This is a genomic window from Amycolatopsis sp. NPDC102522, from assembly GCF_055584485.1.
In genome coordinates this window covers 1,039,365-1,058,267 of the sequence record NZ_JBVJLY010000001.1, presented here as the reverse complement: position 1 = coordinate 1,058,267, position 18,903 = coordinate 1,039,365, and the positions used below count along the sequence as shown (strand labels likewise).

General features: G+C 67.3%; 12 protein-coding genes and 1 tRNA gene. 2 read left to right on the top strand and 11 right to left on the bottom strand.

All coding sequences use genetic code 11. From position 1 onward, the window contains the following. Positions 1–2 precede the first annotated feature (2 nt). From ACZ6YV_RS04755 to ACZ6YV_RS04740, 4 genes are all read right to left on the bottom strand, one after another. Positions 3–839 carry a LytR/AlgR family response regulator transcription factor gene (locus ACZ6YV_RS04755; protein ID WP_465508540.1) on the bottom strand — a complete coding sequence of 279 codons (837 nt, stop codon included), beginning with the start codon at positions 837–839 and terminating at the stop codon, positions 3–5. Positions 840–990: 151 nt separating this feature from the next. Continuing rightward, complete coding sequence (locus tag ACZ6YV_RS04750; RefSeq protein ID WP_465508317.1) at positions 991–1,926, bottom strand: glycoside hydrolase family 16 protein; 936 nt, start codon at positions 1,924–1,926, stop codon at positions 991–993. A 187-nt stretch (positions 1,927–2,113) separates the two neighbouring features. Next, on the bottom strand, positions 2,114–2,959 hold the full coding sequence (locus tag ACZ6YV_RS04745; protein ID WP_465508316.1) for a S49 family peptidase: 846 nt from the start codon (positions 2,957–2,959) through the stop codon (positions 2,114–2,116). 19 nt (positions 2,960–2,978) lie between these two features. Next, on the bottom strand, positions 2,979–4,274 hold the full coding sequence (locus tag ACZ6YV_RS04740) for a histidine kinase (protein ID WP_076163972.1): 1,296 nt from the start codon (positions 4,272–4,274) through the stop codon (positions 2,979–2,981). A gap of 169 nt (positions 4,275–4,443) precedes the next feature. Between ACZ6YV_RS04740 and ACZ6YV_RS04735 the strand changes: the two genes are divergently transcribed. Further along, positions 4,444–5,574: a serine hydrolase domain-containing protein gene (locus ACZ6YV_RS04735; RefSeq protein ID WP_465508315.1), complete on the top strand. Its 1,131-nt coding sequence runs from the start codon at positions 4,444–4,446 to the stop codon at positions 5,572–5,574. A 16-nt stretch (positions 5,575–5,590) separates the two neighbouring features. On the opposite strand, the gene ACZ6YV_RS04730 is transcribed toward ACZ6YV_RS04735, so the two are convergent. The 3 genes from ACZ6YV_RS04730 to ACZ6YV_RS04720 all read right to left on the bottom strand — a co-directional run bounded on the left by ACZ6YV_RS04730 (position 5,591) and on the right by ACZ6YV_RS04720 (position 8,580). Then, the gene (locus ACZ6YV_RS04730; protein ID WP_465508314.1) at positions 5,591–6,454 is read right to left on the bottom strand and encodes an Fpg/Nei family DNA glycosylase; all 864 of its coding nucleotides are present in this window, start codon (positions 6,452–6,454) and stop codon (positions 5,591–5,593) included. 32 nt (positions 6,455–6,486) lie between these two features. After that, positions 6,487–6,927: a DUF983 domain-containing protein gene (locus tag ACZ6YV_RS04725; RefSeq protein ID WP_465508313.1), complete on the bottom strand. Its 441-nt coding sequence runs from the start codon at positions 6,925–6,927 to the stop codon at positions 6,487–6,489. A 105-nt stretch (positions 6,928–7,032) separates the two neighbouring features. After that, complete coding sequence (locus ACZ6YV_RS04720) at positions 7,033–8,580, bottom strand: sigma-70 family RNA polymerase sigma factor (protein ID WP_465508312.1); 1,548 nt, start codon at positions 8,578–8,580, stop codon at positions 7,033–7,035. A gap of 198 nt (positions 8,581–8,778) precedes the next feature. On the opposite strand from ACZ6YV_RS04720, the gene ACZ6YV_RS04715 reads away from it, so the two are divergent. Then, positions 8,779–8,851: transfer RNA gene (locus ACZ6YV_RS04715), tRNA-Gly, on the top strand. A 282-nt stretch (positions 8,852–9,133) separates the two neighbouring features. On the opposite strand, the gene ACZ6YV_RS04710 is transcribed toward ACZ6YV_RS04715, so the two are convergent. From ACZ6YV_RS04710 to ACZ6YV_RS04695, 4 genes are all read right to left on the bottom strand, one after another. Further along, entirely contained in the window at positions 9,134–10,882 is a 1,749-nt protein-coding gene (locus ACZ6YV_RS04710) for an ArnT family glycosyltransferase (protein WP_465508311.1), read from the bottom strand. 31 nt (positions 10,883–10,913) lie between these two features. Then, on the bottom strand, positions 10,914–11,207 hold the full coding sequence (locus ACZ6YV_RS04705) for a YiaA/YiaB family inner membrane protein (RefSeq protein WP_465508310.1): 294 nt from the start codon (positions 11,205–11,207) through the stop codon (positions 10,914–10,916). A gap of 277 nt (positions 11,208–11,484) precedes the next feature. Then, positions 11,485–11,994 carry an SUKH-3 domain-containing protein gene (locus ACZ6YV_RS04700; protein WP_465508309.1) on the bottom strand — a complete coding sequence of 170 codons (510 nt, stop codon included), beginning with the start codon at positions 11,992–11,994 and terminating at the stop codon, positions 11,485–11,487. After that, positions 11,994–18,893, bottom strand: coding sequence for an RHS repeat-associated core domain-containing protein (locus ACZ6YV_RS04695; protein WP_465508308.1), 6,900 nt, complete (start codon positions 18,891–18,893; stop codon positions 11,994–11,996). The genes ACZ6YV_RS04700 and ACZ6YV_RS04695 overlap by 1 nt, the downstream gene beginning before the upstream one ends. Between the last annotated feature and the right edge of the window lie 10 nt (positions 18,894–18,903).

Here is an 18,903-nt window from a genome sequence, read left to right as displayed (position 1 = left end):
TGCTACGTCGACCGGTTGGCGCCGACCAACCGGTCCTTGAGCGCGCGCGTGTGGCGGCGGCTCACCGGCAGCACCTTCTCCTCGTTGCCGATGACGACCTGGTAGCCGCCCTGGCCCATGCGCAGCTCGGTGATCAGCGGCAGCGAGACCAGGAACGACCGGTGGATCCGGACGAAACCCGCCTTCTCCCAGCGTTCTTCGAGCTGCGCGAGCGGGATGCGGACCAGGTGGCTGCCGTCGTTGGTGAACAACCGGGCGTAGTCACCCTGCGCCTCGACCCAGCGGACCGAAGACCGCGGGATCAGCTTGGTGGTGCCCGCGAGCTCGACCGGGATGACCTCGTCGTCGTTCTTGACCAGCCCCGGACCGCCCTCCGGGCCGTACTGCGGGGCGGCGTTGGCGGCGAGTTTGTCGATCACGCGGGTGATCGCGCGGTCGAGCCGATCCTGCTGGTACGGCTTCAGCACGTAGTCGAGTGCGCCGAGGTCGAAGGCGTTGACCGCCTCTTCCGCGTGCCCGGTCACGAACACCAGGGCGGGCGACGGGCGCAGCGCGGCGAACACGCGCGACATCTCCATGCCGGACAGACCGGGCATGTCGATGTCGGCGAACACCGCGTCCACGATCGGCAGGCCCCGTGCCTTGCGGTCGGCCAGCCTCGGATCGTCGGCGGACAGCAGGCGCAGCGCCTCCGAAGCGTCTATCGCCGGATAGACGAGGGCGACGTGCGGGCTGTTCCGGAGACAGTGGACGAGTTCGTCTAGCCCTTTGGGCTCATCGTCCACCGCCAGGACAATGAGCTTCCGGGTGTCATCGTGAGCACTCACAGTGAGACGCATCCTGCCCATTGCCGGGTTCCTTGTCCAGCCCGCTTCACGAAAGTCGAACGAAAAGGACGGCACCGGCACCCCCGCGCCCGGGGTGGCCGGTGCCGTCATCTTTTTCCGGTGACACGAACCGCCTAGCCGTGTCACATCTGGAGGTCGATGCTCAGGCGCCGCGGGTCAGGACCGTGACGTAGTCGACGAGCATCGGGTGTCCCGGCACGATCCCTGGTCCGGGGGTCGTGGTGCCGGAGTTGTTGTTCGGGAACGCGCCGCCGATCGCGAGGTTGAGCAGCACGAAGTAGCCCGCGTGGTTGGTCATGTTCGCCCAGGTGGTCGCGTCGACCTGGTTCTGGGCGACCGAATGGAACTGCTGACCGTCCACCAGCCAGCGGAAAACGTTGGGGCTGACGCTCGTGTCCCATTCGAAGGCGTAAGTGTGGAACGCGCTCTGGCAGCTCGCGCCGGGGCAGGCCCGGCTGCCGACGAGACCGGTGGTCTCGTCGCACGGGCCGCCGGGGTTGACGCCGCAGTGCAGGACGCCCCAGACCGAGTCGATCCCGTTGACGTTCTCCATGATGTCGAATTCGCCGACGGCGGGCCAGTTCCAGTAGTTGCCGCGATACGGCGAACCCAGCGCCCAGAAGGCGGGCCAGTAGCCGAGCGCGGCGGCGCCGGTGACGTTCGGCATCTGGATGCGGCCTTCGATCCGCAGCGCGCCACCCTGCGGCGGCTTGAAGTTCGTGCGCTGTGTCTCGATCCGTGCCGACGTCCAGTTGCCCGCGCCGTCACGCAGCGGCGTGATCCGCAGGTTGCCGGAACCGTCCTGGGCGAGGTTGGCGGGGTCGGCCGTGTAGTTCTGGATCTCGCCGGTGCCCCAGTTGCCCGGGCCGCCGGGGTAGCCGTGGCCGGTGTCGACGATCCAGTTCTCGTTCGACGGGAGCGAACCCGCGGCGCCGGTGAAGTCGTCGGCGAACACGGTGGTCCAGCCGGACGGCAGGGGCGGGACGGCGGCGGACGCCGGGCCGGCCGGCGGGATCGCGATCAGCGCCGCGGCGAGCACGGCCTTCCAACGGCCCCGGCGGGAAGAAGTAACGGACATCGGACCTCCTCGTCAACACTGTCGAGGGTTTGTTGCCGTTCACAACAAATCGGTATGTCCGATATGAGACCTGGTCTGAACCACTTACGCCTACCACCGTTCGGGTGAATCCCTCCCGGCCCCGGACGCAATGAAAGGGACTTTCATCGCAAATTTTGCGATGAAAGTCCCTTTCATCTCACGCGGGTCAGAGGCCGAAGCGGCTCCAAGCGGCCTTGCTCTGGACGGCGTCCAGCAGCGCGCTCGCCGCGGCCGGGGCACCGATGCCGAGCCGCGCCAGCAGCGGCTTCTTCGGTTCGGCGATCGCGATCTCGGCGTCCGGGTACCGCTCGGTGATCACCTGGCGGAGGCTGCCGACGCCGTCGACGAGGCCGAGCTCGACCGCGCGGGCGCCCAGCCAGACGTCGCCGTTGAACAGGTCGTCGGAGCCGGACAGCCGGTCTCCGCGGCGCTCGGTGACCCAGTCGACGAACAGCTCGTGGAGCTGGCCGTGCATCTTCTTCAGCCACTCGACGTCTTCCGGCTTCTCCGGGCTGAACGGGTCGAGCCGGGACTTGTTCGTCCCCGCGGTGTGCAGCCGCCGCTCGATGCCGAACCGCTCCAGCAGGCCGGTGAACCCGAACCCGCCGCTGATCACGCCGATCGAACCGACCATCGACGTCCGGTGCGCGTAGATCTCGTCGGCCGCGCAGGCCAGCCAGTACCCGCCGGACGCGGCGACGTCCTCGGCGAAGGCCAGGACCGGCACGTTCTTCTCGTCGGCGAGCTGGCGGATCCGTTCGGCGACGAGGCCCGACTGCGTCGGGGCGCCGCCCGGCGAGTTGATCTGCAGCGCGACGGCCTTCAACCGGTCGTGCGCGAAAGCGCGGGTCAGCGCGGACTCGACGGCGGCGAGGTTGATCGACCCTCTGGCCAAGGGTGACGGGGTCGGCGTGATCACCCCGTGCAGCTTGACCACGGCGACGATGTCCTTGCGCTCACCCCTGTCGCCGATCATCGGGAGACGGGAGGCCAGCTTGTCCGCAACGCTCATACCGCCAGGTTACCGACGTTCAGGACGGCAGCACGCCGCTGCGCGAACCGGTCACCCCGCTGGCTTCGTTCGGACCGCCCTGCGGCGGGACGGCGGCGCTGTCGGCGGAGAAGTCCGGCAGGTTCGGCCGCACGCCGGGCATGAACTTCGGGACCCGCAGGGTCACCTTCATGCCGGCGCCGGGCGCAGTCTCGACCATGAGCGCGTAGTCGCGGCCGAACACCTGCTGCATCCGCTGGTTGATGTTGCCGAGGCCGACGTGCGCGCCCGTGCGGTGCTGGCTGCGGAGGTCGGCGAGTTTGGCGGGCTCCATGCCGATGCCGTCGTCCTCGACGCTGATCAGCGCCTCGGCGCCGTAGTCCTCGGCGATCACCGTGACGCAGCCGCCCGAGGGCTTCGACGCGAGACCGTGTTTGACGGCGTTCTCCACCAGCGGCTGGATGATCAGGAACGGGACGACCACCGAAAGCACCTCGGGCGCGATCTTCATCCGCACTTCGAGGCGTCCGCCGAAGCGGGCGTTCTCGATGGTCAGGTACCGGTCGATGTTGCGGAGTTCTTCGGCGAGCGAAGTGAACATGCCGGACGTCCTGAACGAGTAGCGCGTGAAGTCCGCGAAGTCCTGAAGCAGCTCTCGCGCTTCCTCCGGGTCCGTCCGGATCAGCGACGAGATGGTGTTGAGCGCGTTGTAGACGAAGTGCGGCGAGATCTGCGCGCGCAGCGCCTTGATCTCCGCCTGCTGGAGCTGGTTCTTCGATTCGTCCAGGCGCGCCAGCTCGAACTGGGTGCAGACGAACTGCGCGACCGCGTCGGCCATCTGCACCAGCCGCCCGCGCGTGCGCCCGACGACCAGCAGCGCCGCCTCGGTCTCACCCTCGACGATCAGCGGCACGATCACCGCTGTCCGCATCCGGCAGGTGCCGCGGTGGTTGCACGGCATCTTGTCGTGTGCGACGACCTCGCGGCGGTGCTTGCGGATCGCGTTGCCGATGGCGTCGACGAGGTCGACGTAGTGGTCGTTGGCCTCGCCGTCCCAGGACAGCAGCGTGCCTTCGCTGTCGGTGATGCCGACGGCGACACAGTCGAGCATCTCCAGCAGCTGGCTGGTGATCTTGTCGGCGACCTGCTCGTCGAGCCCCTCGCGGAGGTCCGGTGTCGCCTTCGACATCCGGTGGACGGCCTGCAGCACCGCGTTCTCCACGATGCTCGCGGGCCGCCTCAGCTTGATCAGCAGGACGACGACGAGGATCGCGAGCAGCAGCGCCACACCCCAAGGGATGATCTGCGCGATCTCGAGCCCGGACACGGCGTCCATGCTCTGCGCTCGACCAACCGGGTGCAAGGCTTACTCCCCACTTTCCGTTGAGTTGTGACAACCGAGGGTGGGGTCGACCCTACCCAAGACGGGGGTGTTCCCCCCATGGTCACTCCCCGTGGCACGGGAAAGACTGTCCGCAGGCAATCGCTTCCGGGAGAGGAACACAATGCGCGGATCGGGGAAACTCGCGGCGGGTGTGCTGGCAGGGGTCCTGCTGGCGAGCGCGTCGGCGGGGACGGCGGCCGCGGCCGGGGATCCGGTGCGCGCGGCTGTCGGTCACCTGGTCGCCGAAGGGGGTTTCCCGGGCGCGGTCGCCTGGATCCGGAACGGTGAGGCGGTCTCGCGCTTCGGCGCCGGGTACGCGAACCCGGTCACGCGGGAGCCCGCGGGGCCGCACCACCGTTTCCGGATCGCCAGCAACACCAAGGCGTTCGTCGCCACGGTGGTGCTGCGGCTGGCGGGCGAAGGCGCGCTTTCCCTCGACGATCCGGTGGAGCGGCGGCTGCCCGGTGCCGTCCGCGGACCGGGCTACGAGCCGGAAAAGATCACCTTGCGCATGCTGCTGAACCACACGAGCGGCGTGCACGATCCGCTGGATCCGCACTTCTTCGACCCGTACCTCGTCGAGGGGAACCGGGCGCACGTCTATACGCCGTCGGAGGTGATCCGGCGGTCGCTCGTCGACCCGCCCACGTTCACGCCCGGCGCGAAGACGGAGTACTCGAACACGGGATATCTGTTGCTGGGCAAGGTGATTGAGAAGGTCACCCGCAACGACGTCCGCGAGGAGATCCAGCGGCGGATCCTCGACCCGCTCGGCCTCGGGCAGACGTATTTCCCGCTCCGGTCGCCGTTCCTGCGCGGACCGCATCTGCGCGGATACGACCTGAGCGAACCGGCGAAGGACATGACCGTGTTCAGCCCGTCGTACGACTGGACCGCGGGCGCGATGGTCTCGACCGTCGACGATCTCGCGACGTTCCATCGCGCGCTGCTGGCGGGGCGGTTGCTGAAACCCGCGCAACAGGCCGAACTCGAGAAGCTCGTGCCGCACGGCGAGTTCGGCGCGTACGGCGCAGGCGTCGAGACGCTCAACCTGCCCTGTCCTGGCGGGACGAAGACGGTCTGGGGCAACACCGGGGCCGGGCCGGGGTTCTACAGCGTCTCGATGAGCACCGAAGACGGCTCGAAGCAGATCGTGCTGGCGCTGAACGTGTACGACCTGGCCAAGGACGTGGCGCACGAGGCTCCGCTGCCGAGCAGCCCTCTTCCGGCGGTCGCCGCAGCGCTGTGTTGATCCCCGCGGCGGCGGGTCACTTGAGCAGGCGCGACATCCGCCGGTCGGCGAGGGGCTTCCCGCCGGTCTGGCAGGTCGGGCAGTACTGGAACGACTTGTCCGCGAACGAGATCTCGCGGATCGTGTCGCCGCAGACCGGGCACGGCAGCCCGGTCCTCGCGTGCACCCGCAACCCGGACCGCTTCTCGCCCTTGAGCCGGGCCGCGGACTGGCCGACAGAGCGCGTCACGGCGCTGGTCAGCACCTCGCGGATGGCCTCCGAAAGCCCGTCGAGCGCTCCTTCGGACAGCTTTCCGGTTGTGGCGTAAGGAGAAAGCTTCGCCATATGCATGATCTCGTCGGAGTAGGCGTTGCCGATCCCGGCGAGCAGCGACTGATCGGTCAGCGCCGTCTTCAACCGCTCGGTGCGCCCTGCGAACAGCTTCTCGAGCCCCGCGCGGTCCAGCGAGAGCGCGTCCGGCCCGAGCCGCGCGATACTGGCGACCTCCTTCTCCGGATCACGCACGATCCAGACGGCCAGCCCCTTCTTCGTGCCGGCCTCGGTGAGGTCGAAACCCGGCCCGGCGGCCGCGTCGAGGTGGACGCGCAGCGAGATCGGCCCCTTGCCGGGTTTGAGCGGCGTCGGCGACAACGCGTCGGACCAGCGCAGCCAACCTGCCCTCGCCAGGTGGACGACCAGATGGAGATCCCCGGCGACGAGATCCAGGTGTTTGCCGAAGCGGCCGGCTCCGGTGACCTCCCGGCCGTGCAATTCGGGCAGGGGTGGTGTCGCCGTCTTCAGCACGCTGAGGGACGACACGTCGACACGGAAGACCGTCTTGCCCACCGCGTGTTCACGCAGGTGGTGAGCGAGCGCTTCGACCTCGGGTAACTCGGGCATGGTCCCAGTCTCGCGCGTTCAGGCCGCCGCGACTACTCCACCGGATGCAACGGGCCGTCGAAATCCGGCAGCGAGTGCTTCTGGATGGTCTTGGTGATCTTCGAGACCTCGCCGCGCACGGTGAACATGCCGCGGATGGTGCCCACCCAGCGCTCGGACGGCCTGTCCCCCGCCAGATCGCCCTCGGTCTCGGCGACTACGGTCCACGGGCGGCGCAGAATCCACCGCAGCGGGAAGAACAACACGATCAGCAAGAGCGCCAGCGGGACCCAGGACGGGATCATCACGTCGGCGGGTGTCCACATGATGAGCACGATCGCGAGCAGCGCCGTCACGGCGATCATCGCGATACCCGGGCCGTAGCTGCCCGCCACATCGTGCTCGAAATCGTCCGCTGTCGCGGGAGCACGCCATTCCATCTGGGCTCGGACCACCCAGTCACGGCCGTCCTCGCCGTGCACCAGCCGGTTCATTCAGTCGCCTCCCGCGCGGCCGCTCGCTCGTCGTGAGCGAGTTCCACCGTACCGTGATGGCGGCCGGATTCGCGAGAGTTCGGAGGCGATATGCCCGCTCGGGCGTTATGGGCACGTCGGGTAGTCGACACCTGGTTCCGGATAGTGAGAAGTCGGCTTGACCGGGCTCGGTTCGTTTTCCGAAGGTTCACCGGACGGCGTCCCTGTCGTGCTTTCGGGAGTGCCTGTCACCGGCGAAGAAGACCCTTCCGGGTCAGTCGTCGACTCCGGCGTGTTCGACTCCAAAGGCTTCGTGGAGTCCCTTGAGGTCGTCGTGGTCGGGCTCAGCGACTCTTCGGTGGGATTGAGCGATCCCCCCGGCGGGATGTCGTCCCGCTTCGAGGTGGTCTGGTTCGTGCCGGTTTCCGGGACCTCGTTCCGCGGCGAGGTCTCCTGCAGCGGCTTCCCCTCCGACGGTGGCAGCACGACGTCACCGCCGCCCAGCTCCTTCCGCGACGTGCCCACCCCCGGCAGGCTCGGCACATCGGCCACGCCGAGCTCGGCGCTCGGCCCACGGCCGGTCACGACCGGCTCGGAACCCTTGCCGTGCAGCCGGTCCTCGGCGATCCGCTGCGGCGGGATCTGCACCGGCTGGTCGTTGGCGGGCGGGGCGACCTGCGCCGGCAGCAGCGCCAGCTCCGGCAGCCCACCCCCGGACAGCCCGACCGTGTGCGTGACGTCGGTACCGAACACGGCCGGACCTGCGACGATGCCGACAGCGCCCGCGGCGGCCGTCGACGCCACCGCCAGACCGACCTTCACCTTCGACCCGAGCAGAAGTCCCTTGACCGACGCGGCGAGCCCCGACAGCGCCCCGCTCGCGTGGGCACCGGCGGCCGCCGGCACCAGCAGCGCCACCACACCGGCGTGCGCCCGCAGCGAGGAACAGACGTCACGCAGCTCGTCGTGCGTCGCCCGGCAGGACTGGCACCCGATCAGGTGGGTCTTGATCCGGCGCGCCTCGGCCCCGGTGACACTGCCCGCGGTGAACCCGCCCAGCTTCTCCACCACCGCCCGGCACGAATCCGGCCCGCGGTTCACCGACAGATGCGCCTGCAGATACGCCGCACGCAGCCCCTGCCGCGCCCGTCGAGCCAACGCCGCCGTCGCGTTCGCGCTCAACCCGAAATGCGGCGCGACCATCGCGGGCTGCTCGCCCTCGACCTCGGTCTGCCACAGCACCGAACGCCAGCGCTCGGGCAAGCTCGTGAAGGCGGTCGTGATCAGCGAATGCTCGGCCGTACGGGCGTGCGTGTCCGCCCCCGCCCCGGCCCGGAAGGTCAGCTCGTCGTCGCTCACCGGCACGTCACGACGCGCCCCGTGCCACTCCCACGAGACCCGTCGAGCCACCGTCAGCAGGTAGGCCCGCACGTAGTCCCGCGGCCCGGCCCCCCGGCGCAACGCCTGAAGCACCCGGAAGAAGGTCTCGGCCGTGATGTCCTCCGCCTCCGACCGATCGGAGGCGAGACTGCGCGCCAGCCGCCGCACCGCCGCGGCGTGAAGTTCGAAAAGCTCCCCGAAGGCGGCGTCCTCCCCATGACGGAGCCGCTGGAGCAATGCCTGCTCGTCGGATTCCGAGGCCGCCTGAAGCGGCACCGTGCCCTGCTCGGTCATCCGGCCAGGCACCTCCTCCCCGAAGGACTCACCATTCGGTCGAATGGGGACACCATACGGAGGTATGCAGCCGTCGTCACCCCTTGTACGCCAGCTGTGACGCCGAAGCACCTGTAGGGGTGGGTCAAAATAGCTACAGACGGTCGGTGTATGGTTTCCCCACTGCTTCAAACGAGTGTTGAAGCCAGTGAGTCACATGCGGATGTAGCGCAGCTGGTAGCGCATCACCTTGCCAAGGTGAGGGTCGCGGGTTCGAATCCCGTCATCCGCTCGCACGCGGGCACCGCGTGCGCAGGGAAAGCCTGCGCCGCAGCGTTCTCGCCATAATTCCCGGGGGGGGGCCGAGCCCCCTGGAACCCCACGGAGCCTGTGCCTCACCTTTCGGGTGGGCATGGAGCACATGGGGTTTTTCGGGTTTCTTCGCTTTGGTCTCTGATCTTGATGGTTACTAAGTGCTACAGGTTCGGTGAGCGGAGTCACACGACCGTAGTAATTCGGATTTGTGCATATGTGGGGCGAGGGCGCACCGGCCGAAGCCGGTGCGCCCTCGTGCTCAGGACGGCATGCAGGCCGGCTGCGGCCGCTGCCAAAGGGTCACCAGCCGACCGTTCGGTAGGGGCTGCGTCGCGACCGGGGTGAACCCCGTGGCGGCGGCCGCCTCGGCCATGGCGGGCGGATCCACCTTCGGCAGGAACTCGTTGTTCAACCCGGTCGCGGTGAACAACAGGCAGGCGGTGCTCGCGTCCCCGGAAATGCTGTCCTGGTATCGCGTCAGCCAGCGCTCGTAATCCGGTCGTGAGTTCCCCGCCTCGACCGGCCGGATCTGCGGCACGGCCACGCCGTAACCCAGCTTCCGGAGCACGGCCAGCTGGACCGTGTTCGTATTGAAGATCCGGTCACGGAAACCGAACGCCGTCACGCCGCGGATCGCGTGCCGGTCGACGATCTGCTGCGCCGCCCAATCCGCGGCGACGATCCACTGCTTCGCGTCCTCCGCGCTCACCGGCTGCGGATCGACGGACTCGACCCCGAGTCCCGCGAACTTCTGCGGAACACCCCGGCCGTCGGTGATGGTCACCCGCCCGACCACCGGTAGCTCCGCCTCCCACAGCCGCGCCGTCGGCGCCCGCAGGTCCAACTGCGGGACCAGCGCCACCACGCTGATCACCGCGACCACCACCGGCAGCGCCTTGCGAAGCCGGACATGCACGCGATACAGACCCCACAACGCCACCAACGTCATCGACGGGGCCAGCGGGAGCGTGAACCCGTTCCCGGTGGTCTTGGACGTCACGAAGGCCGTCACGCCTTCCAGCACGAGCACCGCGGGCGGGAACAACGGCGAAGCGACCATCGCCTTCGCCGTCTCCTTTGCTTGCCCGCCCCGCAGCTTGCGGATCGCGACGAAGACGGCAACGACGAGCCCGACACAGATGAAGAGGACGTGCGGCAGATACTGCTCAAGGGTCAGCAGATGCAGCCGGTACGCCCAGGCTGCGGGGTTGAAGATCCCCGCCTCGGTCCCGTACTCGGCGGACTGCGGCCCGTAGCCGAAGCCGGTCAGATAGCGGTAGACCTGCGCGCCGTTGGGGATCAGCCAGATCGCGGCCACCGCGACAGCCGCGACCGCGGCGATCCCGAACCCGATCAGCCGCTTCTTGCGGTCCGGAGCCAGTACGGCCTGGACGAACGCGGCGAGCACCAACGCGGGCACGAACGCGATGATCATCGTCCTGGTGAGCGGCATCAGCCCGACGAAGACACCGAAGGCGATCGTCGGCTTGATCTTCGTCAGCCCCTCGGAACGGATGAGGAAGTAGACGGCCGCCAGCGTCACGGCGGCCGCGGGCGCGCCGAAGTGATAGGCCCTGGCCTCGACGATCACGCCGGGCATCGTGGCGACCAGCGCCGTGGCGAGCCACGCGAACGGCCTGCCCGCCACCCGGTTCGCGACCGCGTGCGTCAGCAAGATGATCGACAGACCGGCCAGCATCGGCACGGCGAAGGCGGCGACGACGCTCGTCCCCGTCACGAAGAACTGCAGTGACGTCAACGCCGGAGTGACAGGAGCCTGGATTCCCGGCGCCTCGACAGCCTGGATCCAGCCGAGCACGCCGTCACGTACGGCCGCGTAGTGGTCGTTGAGCGCCATGCCGATATAGCCGGCCTCGTCGATTTCCAGCACCTGGCCCTGGCGGTAGCTGATGATCCACCGGACGTTGAAGGCGAGCCAGACGACCGCCACCCCGAGCAGGACCCATGTGTTCACCTGGACGCGGCGAATCCCCCTGGTCAAGACCATGGTCGAGAATGTAGCCGCGCCGCTTGCCCGACTAGAGCGCGGGCGCTTTGAAGGGGTCGTGCTCGGACAGGAGCTTGTCGACCCGCGCTTGGTCGACCCTGCTGACGACGGCGTTCTCGTCCTGCCGGTCACGGATGCACTTGGCGAGCGTGAACGCCGACGTGGTCAGGAAGAGCATGCCGAGGGCGAGGAAGCCGCGGACCCAGCCGTCGACCGGCAGGTACCAGATGCCGACGACGACCGCGACCAGCGCCAGGCCGAACGAGAGGGCGGCCTGGACGAAGAACGCGACGGTGGTGGGAGGCGCTGCGGAAGTTTTCGTCATGCGTACCACGGTCGCGCTGAGGACCCCGCAGTGTCTTGAGTACAGCTACTCAAGGAAGGTTGCGATTCAGCAGATCAGCCGCCTCTTGTCGATCGGAATTCCTCTACACAGTTCGAGGTTCTGTTTGACAAACACCGCAATGTCGCCGAAGGAATCTTCACCTTGCCCGCCGAGCACCCAACTCTTTGAAAGTCAGTGTCGGCCACCGGTGCCGTCACCTGCTGCCGCCAACCCGACCAGGAACCCGTCAGACAATGCTCGAAGCGGCCGAGATTCGCTAACAAGAAACGGGCCTCGGCCAAGGATCGAGTCCCGGATCAGAGTGCAGGCAAACAAGCGGGCGATTCGCACAGACCGCCAGCTCCAGGGAGTGCTCAAAACTGGAACCGAGCTCCCAAATCCAGCCCATACCAGCGGCAACCACCCTCCCCTCAGCCTCGATGAATACGCTTGAGTAACTGAGCCATTCACCGATTGGGAAATAGTTCCCGCCGAGGACACTCTCTACTTCTTCCGTCAGATCGCGTTGCCCTGATCCAGCGGCAAGGGGATCAAAATTATAAGGCTCGTCATTGCCAAAGTTCGGGCCGACTCGATTGACCGGCTCGACCGAGAGCCCTCCCACTGCAGCGAGGATTTCTTCAGCCAAGGGGTGTGCCCGGTACCCTTCATCCTCCAACGGCTTCACCCACTGGCCGGCATCGACTTTCCTGCCGGTGCTCCATCCGGACAAAGCAAGCGCTCTAAGCAAATCCTTGCTGAGCGAGTCGAATCGAATCATGGACATCAGTTGATCCCTAGGTATTCCAGTAATCGACCACAACGGCCGCAAGGGTGAGCCGGGTCACCGTGCCCAGCCGTATTCGATGTCGGCATGGAGTTATTCCGCGTCTTTACCGTTCGCATGGTTCCACCCCTGATGGCGCCTGGCCCCTCATCCTTCTGCGCCTTGATCAGACAGTGCACCTCCGCGCACCCTCCATGATGACCTGTCTGTCCGAGTGCATCCGCCAACGGCCCTGTTGCCGGAAGGCCGTGCCTATTGTGTCCGCGGTACTTCCCGCCTGAAGGAGATGTGTACTCGGCGGCAAACTTCACCCCCGGCCTGTTGCGAACCCTGTCCGCATAGCTTCCCAAGTCGTTGCAGTTGTGCGTGAGGACCGGCGTAGGCCCGGCCAGCACAGAGTACGTGTGGACGTCGTCGACGGTGAGGTTGTGGACGCGAGCAACGGCGTCAAAGGTGCGAAGCGTGGTGACCTGTACCCAGGTACCGCTGCTGGTCTGTAGCCAGCTTCCGACCGTCAACTCGTCGGCGGGGACCCACTTCCGCAGGTCGGGGACCCAGAACGGGTGGCCGTCGGTGGCCACGATCGGCGCCCCGCCGGCGATGCCGATCTCGACCAGATGTTTCTGACCTTGCCCGATGATCGTGGCAACGACCTTCCGAGCCGTGGTCTCACCGGTCACCGGGTCTGTGGCCTGCACCTGATCGCCGAGCGTCACCTCTTCGATCGGCTTCGTCGTGCCATCCGACATCAGGACCTGGGTACCGGGGACGAAGCTGTTGCAGCCCGAGTCGCTCGCCGCGGCAGCACCGCCCATGGCCGCGGCGGCCGCACCGACGACGCCCTCACCCTCGCTTACGGCGACGACTACTTGCACCGCGTTCGCCGCCATCTCGGCGTCGGCCAGGATGCGCTCGGTGTCGGCGATGACCTTCTGGGCCTTCTCCACTTCACGGCCGAAGGTCGCCAGTGCCCGCGCGCCCTTCCAGAAGCTGGCGACGATCTCGCCGACCTTCAGGATCTTGCCCCAGGGGATGAAGTTGAGGAGGGTGCTGATGCACGAGCCGACCGAGCCCTCGATGCAGCCCATGATGTCGTCCCAGCCGATGAGGCTCTTGATCAGCTCACCGGCCGCGTCTATGAAGACGTCCCATTTGGACTTCTTCACAACGGCTTGCGCTTCTCTGTAAGACTTCTCGTTGTAGCCCCGCTTGGCCTTCTCCTGCTGCTCGGCCGCGTATTTCCTGCCCTGCGGCGACGACGGGGAGCTGGCCATCACCGTGCAACTACCCGTGCACTTGGCCGCTTGCTCGGTGCCTTCATGGCAGAACAGGCCGTCCTCGCCCATGTGGAAGCAGGCCGACAGGCCGGACGGGTCCGTCATCGTCGCCGGGGAGTTGTTCGCGTAGGAGTACGGGTTCCACAGCTGCGGGACCGCTGGATCCAGCACCGGGTCGGTCTTGGTGAACCGGCCGAGCGCCGGGTCGTATTCGCGTGCGCCGAGGTGGGTCAGGCCGGTCGCGTCCTGGTAGCCGCCGACGAAACCGTGCTTGTCCGGCCAGGTGGACGGAGCAGGGCCGCGAGGGTTGCCGAAGGGATCCATGTAGCGCTGGGTGGGAGTGAGCGTCCCCGCGGAGATCGCCAGGCCGTTCGTGCCGTGGAGATCGCCGAGCATCCACTTGAGGGCGGAGCCGCCGACTCGCACCGCGACCTGTGCTCCGCCGTGCGAGTAGAAACGGGTCGCCGAAACACCGGTCGTGCCGGTGGTGGTGACCAGCTCGAGGTCGCCGATCGTCAGCGTGGTCCCGGTCGGTGCGCGGGTGACGAGCCGGTTGCCGCCGGCGTCGTAGATGTACTTGCTCTCCCCCGTCGGCGATGTGACGCCTTCGGTCCTTCCTTCGTGGTCGTAGGTGAACGTCTGCGTGTCGCCGCCGACGTTCCGCGTCAGCATCGAACCGGCTTGGTCGTAGGTGTAGCTGCTCGTCGAGGTTCCGTTCGGGCCGCTCGTGTCCACCTTCTGCAAAGCGTGCGGCTTGACGGCGGTCGGCCCGGCTGCCGGATAGGTGGAGGTACTGGTCACGTCACCGGTCGACTTGTGGTCGACCTCCTTGGTGCGGTTTCCGGTCTTGTCGAAGGAGTACGACTTCCAGTACGGCGCGGCGCCGCCGAGCGCGGAAGCCGACTTGGCCGTCGCGCAGTCGCTCGAAGACGGAGTCCACGCTTCGGTCATCCGCCGCTGGTAGTCGTACTCGAAGCATTGGGTGTCGGCCGGCGCGCCTGACGGGGTGTCGGAGATCTTCGTGACGTTGCCCGCCGGGTCGTAACCGTAGGTCCGGTTGGTCAGCTGCGATCCGATCTGGGTCGCCCGGTTGACGGTGGTCGTCTGCGGACGCCGGGTGATCTCGTCGTAGGTCTGGGTCACGCCGACGTTCACGGAGGACTTCTCACCGTCGAACTGCATGCGGGACATCTCGTTGAACGAGGTGTAGTCGGTCTTCGACACCAGGTTCGTGGTCGTGCCCAGAGAGTCGATCGCGTACGTCGTGGATGGCAGTCCGAGCTCGTTGTACGTGTGTCGTACGTGTTCGAGCGGCAGGTTCCCGGCCTTCGGGCTGATCGTGGACGCGACAGCGCCCGTCGCCGTGTAGGTGGTGCCGAACTCATAGGTCCCGGCCAAGCCCTTTTCGACGGCCGGCACATCGACGGCGTTCTTGGTCGGCCTGCCGTACTTGTCGTAGGCCACGACACGGGTGACATACGCGTCCGTGCCCACCCAGCGTGTCGACGAGGCGGGAAGGCCGATCCCGTTGGGGAGGGTGTCGTAGGTCCAGCCCGCCAGCTTGGTGCCAGTGGCCGAGTCCGCGTTGGTCTGCGTCTTCCGTCCGAGTTTGTCGTAGGTGTAGAAGGTGGCCTTGCCGCGGGAATCGGTGGACGACGTCACCTGCCCGCCGTCGTCGTAGGCGAAGGTCGACTCTCCCGCGTCCGGGTCGGTCTGCCGGATCTTGCGGCCGCGCAGGTCGTAGCCGGTCGACCAGACGTTTCCGGCCGCGTCGGACATCGACGTCATGGCGCCCGCCGCGTTGTACGTGTAGTTCGTGACGTCGGCCGGATTGGCCGCTCCCGGCGTGTACCCGTCCGTGTAAAGCAGCCGCTGGACGGTCTGCCCGTGCACGTCGGTCACCACGGTCTGCGGTGACGCGCCCCTCGGCGGAATGGTCGTGACCCGGTCGCCGCCGTAGATGGTCGACGTCTGCCACTGCTTGACGCCCTTGGACATCAGGATCGACGCCGTCGCGCGGGCGCGGCTGTCGTACTCCGTCACGGTCTGGTTGAACACCGTGTTGTCCGCGACGGTCACCAGCTTCGCGACGGGCCCGGAAGCGTCGTTGAAGTAGCCGTTGTTGCTCTTGAACGGAAGCCCACGTGAGTCGTAGACGGTGTCGCTGATGATCCGTCCGCCACCTGACGCGACGGACTGTGCTTGCCTCGTCCGTCCGAGGCCGTCGTAGATCGCGTACGACGTCGTGTACTCACCGTTGTCCTGCAAGGCTTTCGTCGCCACCGTCGTGGGGACGGCGGTCGGTGAAGTCGCCGCGTCGGTGTAGGCGAAGGTCGCTGTCGCCTTGTCACCGTCGAGCTTGCTGCGGCCCGGATTCCAGACCGCGGTCTTGCGTCCCAGCGCGTCGTAGGTGATGTCCGTACGGACCTTGTTCACGTCGACCGAGAACACCGGGTTTCCCCGAGCGGGTTCCTTGGTGGTCGTCGAGACCCAGCCCAGCGGGTTCGTCACGGTGACTTCGGTGACCTGTCCGCCGGCACTGTGCACATACCCGGTCTTCGTCACCGCTCCGGCCACGTCGGTCGACAACACTTCACGGCCGTAGGCGTCGTACTCGTTCGTCGCGGTCGTCAGGAACTTCTTGCCTGTGGCATCCCAACCGCTGAGCGTGTCGGTACGCGTGATGTTGCCCGCCGTCGGCGGAACACCGAAAGCCTGCTTGTCATAGGAGACCTGAGCGTTGGTGATGACCGTGGACGCCGTCGCCGTACCCGCACAAGTCCCGGCGAACATCACGACTTCGCTCGACTTGTCGAACATTCCCGTGGTGTTCGGGACGTAGGTCGTCTTGGTACAGGTGTCATCCGTGGCGACACCGGTGTCGCCGAGGTCTTCCTGCTCGATGACGAGCCCGTTGTCATTGAACTTCTTGTTCACCTGGTTGCGGCGATAGGTCTTGCCGTCGGACAGCAGGGTGCGGCCCCGCACGGTGGCGATGTCCACCGAATGCGCCTTGAGCAGGCCGTCCGCGCTCGTCGCCGTCGGACCACGGAGCCAGGGGTCGTTGATGGTCGCGTTGTCGACCGTCGTTGTTCCGGGGAGGTACGTCCTGGACTCTCGGAGGAAGCCCTGCAAGGGATCCTGGTCGACGATCGTTCCCTTTTCGGAGTCCTCGACGGAGGCCGGGCGTTTGCCGCCGTTCGGCAAGTGGTCGCCGTCCATCCCGCGCAGGTACACGGATTCCGTCACCGTCTGGGTGGCGGACGGATGACCGATGGACGTCCGGACGACACCGTAGCCACGCCACTGACTCCAGGTCTTCCGCTCCTTCGGCGTGAACTGGCCCTCGTCGTAATGCCACGCGGCATCGCCGAGGTAGTCGTAGTGCGTCTTGACCGCGACCCCGCCCGCGGTCAGGTCTTCTTCGGAAATGTCCGTGACGACGTACTTGTGGAACCAGTCGAGGACCGGGTCCTTCGCCGCCGGCGGGCTCCAGAACGACGCGTAGCAGCGCATCGTGTCGGTCTCGGGTGACGCGGGCATGCGTGACCCCGCCACGCAATCAGGGCCGGAGTAGGCGACGCCGATCCGTCCGCCGGTCTCGGTCCTGATCTCGTTGACCCGGTAGCGGGTGATCGGGTTGTACTTGTCGCCGACCGTGTCGACCCGGTTCGCGAACATGAATCCACCGAACGTCGTGGCGGGGAGGGTAATGCTCCCGCCACCGCCCTTCCCGGTGTGGGTCACCGAGGAGAGCCACAGCGCGGACGGGGAGGCGTCACCGGTACCGGGGAAGGTGTGGGCCAGGTTCCAGGCGTCGACGTCGGTCTGCGTGCCCGCGTTGTTGTACTGCGTCCGGACCGTGGTGAGCCGTTTGCGGGTGAAGAACGCCGGCGAACCGTAGTCGCAGGGTTTGTCCTTCGCGCAGATCTGTTCGGACGGGACGTCCGGCCAGGACGAGGCGGTCGTGGAGTTCAGTTGCGAGGGGTCGCAGGTGATCGCCCCGGACGGGAGGCAGCGCTCCGCAGTTTCGAAGACGACCTGGTTCGTGGGAGCGGAACCGTAGACACTGCCGTCCTTCAGCCGCAGGCCGTACTCGACCCGCAGGGGATACCCGCCGGCGGTGTACTCGGTTCCGGCGGTCGTGACGTTCTGGTTGAGCCCGTAGTAGTTGATCTCCGGCTGGTAGTAGTACGTGCTGGCGTTCCCGTGCGGGTCCACCACGTAATCCAGGTTCCAGCGCCACGGTTGACGGCACGACGAACCGGCGAAGTTGTTCGGCTTGTAGCAGGCTTCGCCGTCGTTGTTGCCGAACACCGGGACCGTCCAGGCGGACTGGGTCTCGGCCTTGCCGGACGACCATCCGGGCGGGCGGTTGAGTCCCAGGAAGTACTGGGTCCCGTCGCCGGTGGTGACCTTCCAGTGCTGCCCGTCCTGGGCGTTGTTGGCGGCTCCGGTGAGCAGTTCGATCTTGGAGCCGTCGTCGTTCTTCGGCCGCCACTGATTCGTCCCGGCGAGTTTGATCAGCTCTGTCGACTTGCCGCCGAGGACGAGGGTCGCGTTGTCGATCCCCCAGCACTGATCGCCGGTCTTGGTCTGCCCGTTGTTGCCACCGAGGTCTTCGCTGCACGGCAGGTAGTTACGGACCACGTAACCGCCCGGCGTGAAGTCCCATCCGTCGCCGACCCAGGACGCCTGGTTGTTGGTCGCGGAGGTCAGCCCGTCGACGCCACTGGACGAGTACGAAAGCGCGAGGCTCGGCGCCGCCCCGCTCGGCGCGGACGGGACCGCGAACGGGTAGTTGTAGGAGAAGCTTCCGGAAGAACCACCGCTGGACCACGATCCGGCCGCGGACAACGGCTGGGCGGACACATTTCCAGCGGAACCGCTCGACGCGGCTGTCACCGCGAAGACCCGGGGCGCGGCGCTCCCGAGCACTACGTCCGCTGAGACTTGCCGTGTCTTGCCGTCGTTCACCGTCCCGGGAACCGGGGTTTTCGTCCGGCACTCGGCCTTCGCCGGTGTCAGCAGCGCGCAGCCCGGCAGTTCCACCAGCTGCAGCCGATCGGCCCAGCCGCCGCCGTAGGCGCTCCCGAAGGCCCGGTAGTCGACCGCGACGTTGACCGGTTCCGCACCCGCACCCGTATCGGTCACGGAGAGCACGACACCGCGGAGTCCGAGCGCGTCGCTGGCCTTCTGGTCGGCGACACGGACGCGAACCTTCGGCGCGGGCCCCGCCTTTTTGGCGGCGACGTCCTTCGCCCGTGCCCAGCCGACCTTCACCGGGGTGCCGTTCGCGGCGTTCTGGACGCCGAGCCCTTGCGGCTGACGACCGTCGCGCGCTCCGGCGAGCACTTCGACCTCGGTTTCCGCCGCTCCCGGCCAAACCGGCGAAGTCACCTTCGCGTCCGGCAAAACCGGCGGTGGCGACGCCGGGGCGACGAGCGGCGTGACCGGCACGCTCTGGTCCTTCTGGCCCGGCCCGAGCGACCAGCCCGGCGCACTCCCCCTGCTTTCGAGCGCGATCGCCGCGCCACCGGACGCGAGCATGATCGCGGTCACAGCCACCGCGGTGACGCGGGAAAACCGGCCGATGCGGGTCCAGCGAGTGTCTTTACGCATGACGAAGCCT

Bases quoted from the DNA above. Each gene is read 5' to 3' on its own strand.
- ACZ6YV_RS04725 (WP_465508313.1), bottom strand. From the start codon at position 6,927: ATGAACCGGCTGGTGCACGGCGAGGACGGCCGTGACTGGGTGGTCCGA.
- ACZ6YV_RS04750 (WP_465508317.1), bottom strand. From the start codon at position 1,926: ATGTCCGTTACTTCTTCCCGCCGGGGCCGTTGGAAGGCCGTGCTCGCC.
- ACZ6YV_RS04700 (WP_465508309.1), bottom strand. From the start codon at position 11,994: ATGTCCATGATTCGATTCGACTCGCTCAGCAAGGATTTGCTTAGAGCG.
- ACZ6YV_RS04730 (WP_465508314.1), bottom strand. From the start codon at position 6,454: ATGCCCGAGTTACCCGAGGTCGAAGCGCTCGCTCACCACCTGCGTGAA.
- ACZ6YV_RS04720 (WP_465508312.1), bottom strand. From the start codon at position 8,580: ATGACCGAGCAGGGCACGGTGCCGCTTCAGGCGGCCTCGGAATCCGAC.
- ACZ6YV_RS04745 (WP_465508316.1), bottom strand. From the start codon at position 2,959: ATGAGCGTTGCGGACAAGCTGGCCTCCCGTCTCCCGATGATCGGCGAC.
- ACZ6YV_RS04735 (WP_465508315.1), top strand. From the start codon at position 4,444: ATGCGCGGATCGGGGAAACTCGCGGCGGGTGTGCTGGCAGGGGTCCTG.
- ACZ6YV_RS04710 (WP_465508311.1), bottom strand. From the start codon at position 10,882: ATGGTCTTGACCAGGGGGATTCGCCGCGTCCAGGTGAACACATGGGTC.
- ACZ6YV_RS04705 (WP_465508310.1), bottom strand. From the start codon at position 11,207: ATGACGAAAACTTCCGCAGCGCCTCCCACCACCGTCGCGTTCTTCGTC.
- ACZ6YV_RS04740 (WP_076163972.1), bottom strand. From the start codon at position 4,274: ATGGACGCCGTGTCCGGGCTCGAGATCGCGCAGATCATCCCTTGGGGT.
- ACZ6YV_RS04755 (WP_465508540.1), bottom strand. From the start codon at position 839: ATGCGTCTCACTGTGAGTGCTCACGATGACACCCGGAAGCTCATTGTC.
- ACZ6YV_RS04695 (WP_465508308.1), bottom strand. From the start codon at position 18,893: ATGCGTAAAGACACTCGCTGGACCCGCATCGGCCGGTTTTCCCGCGTC.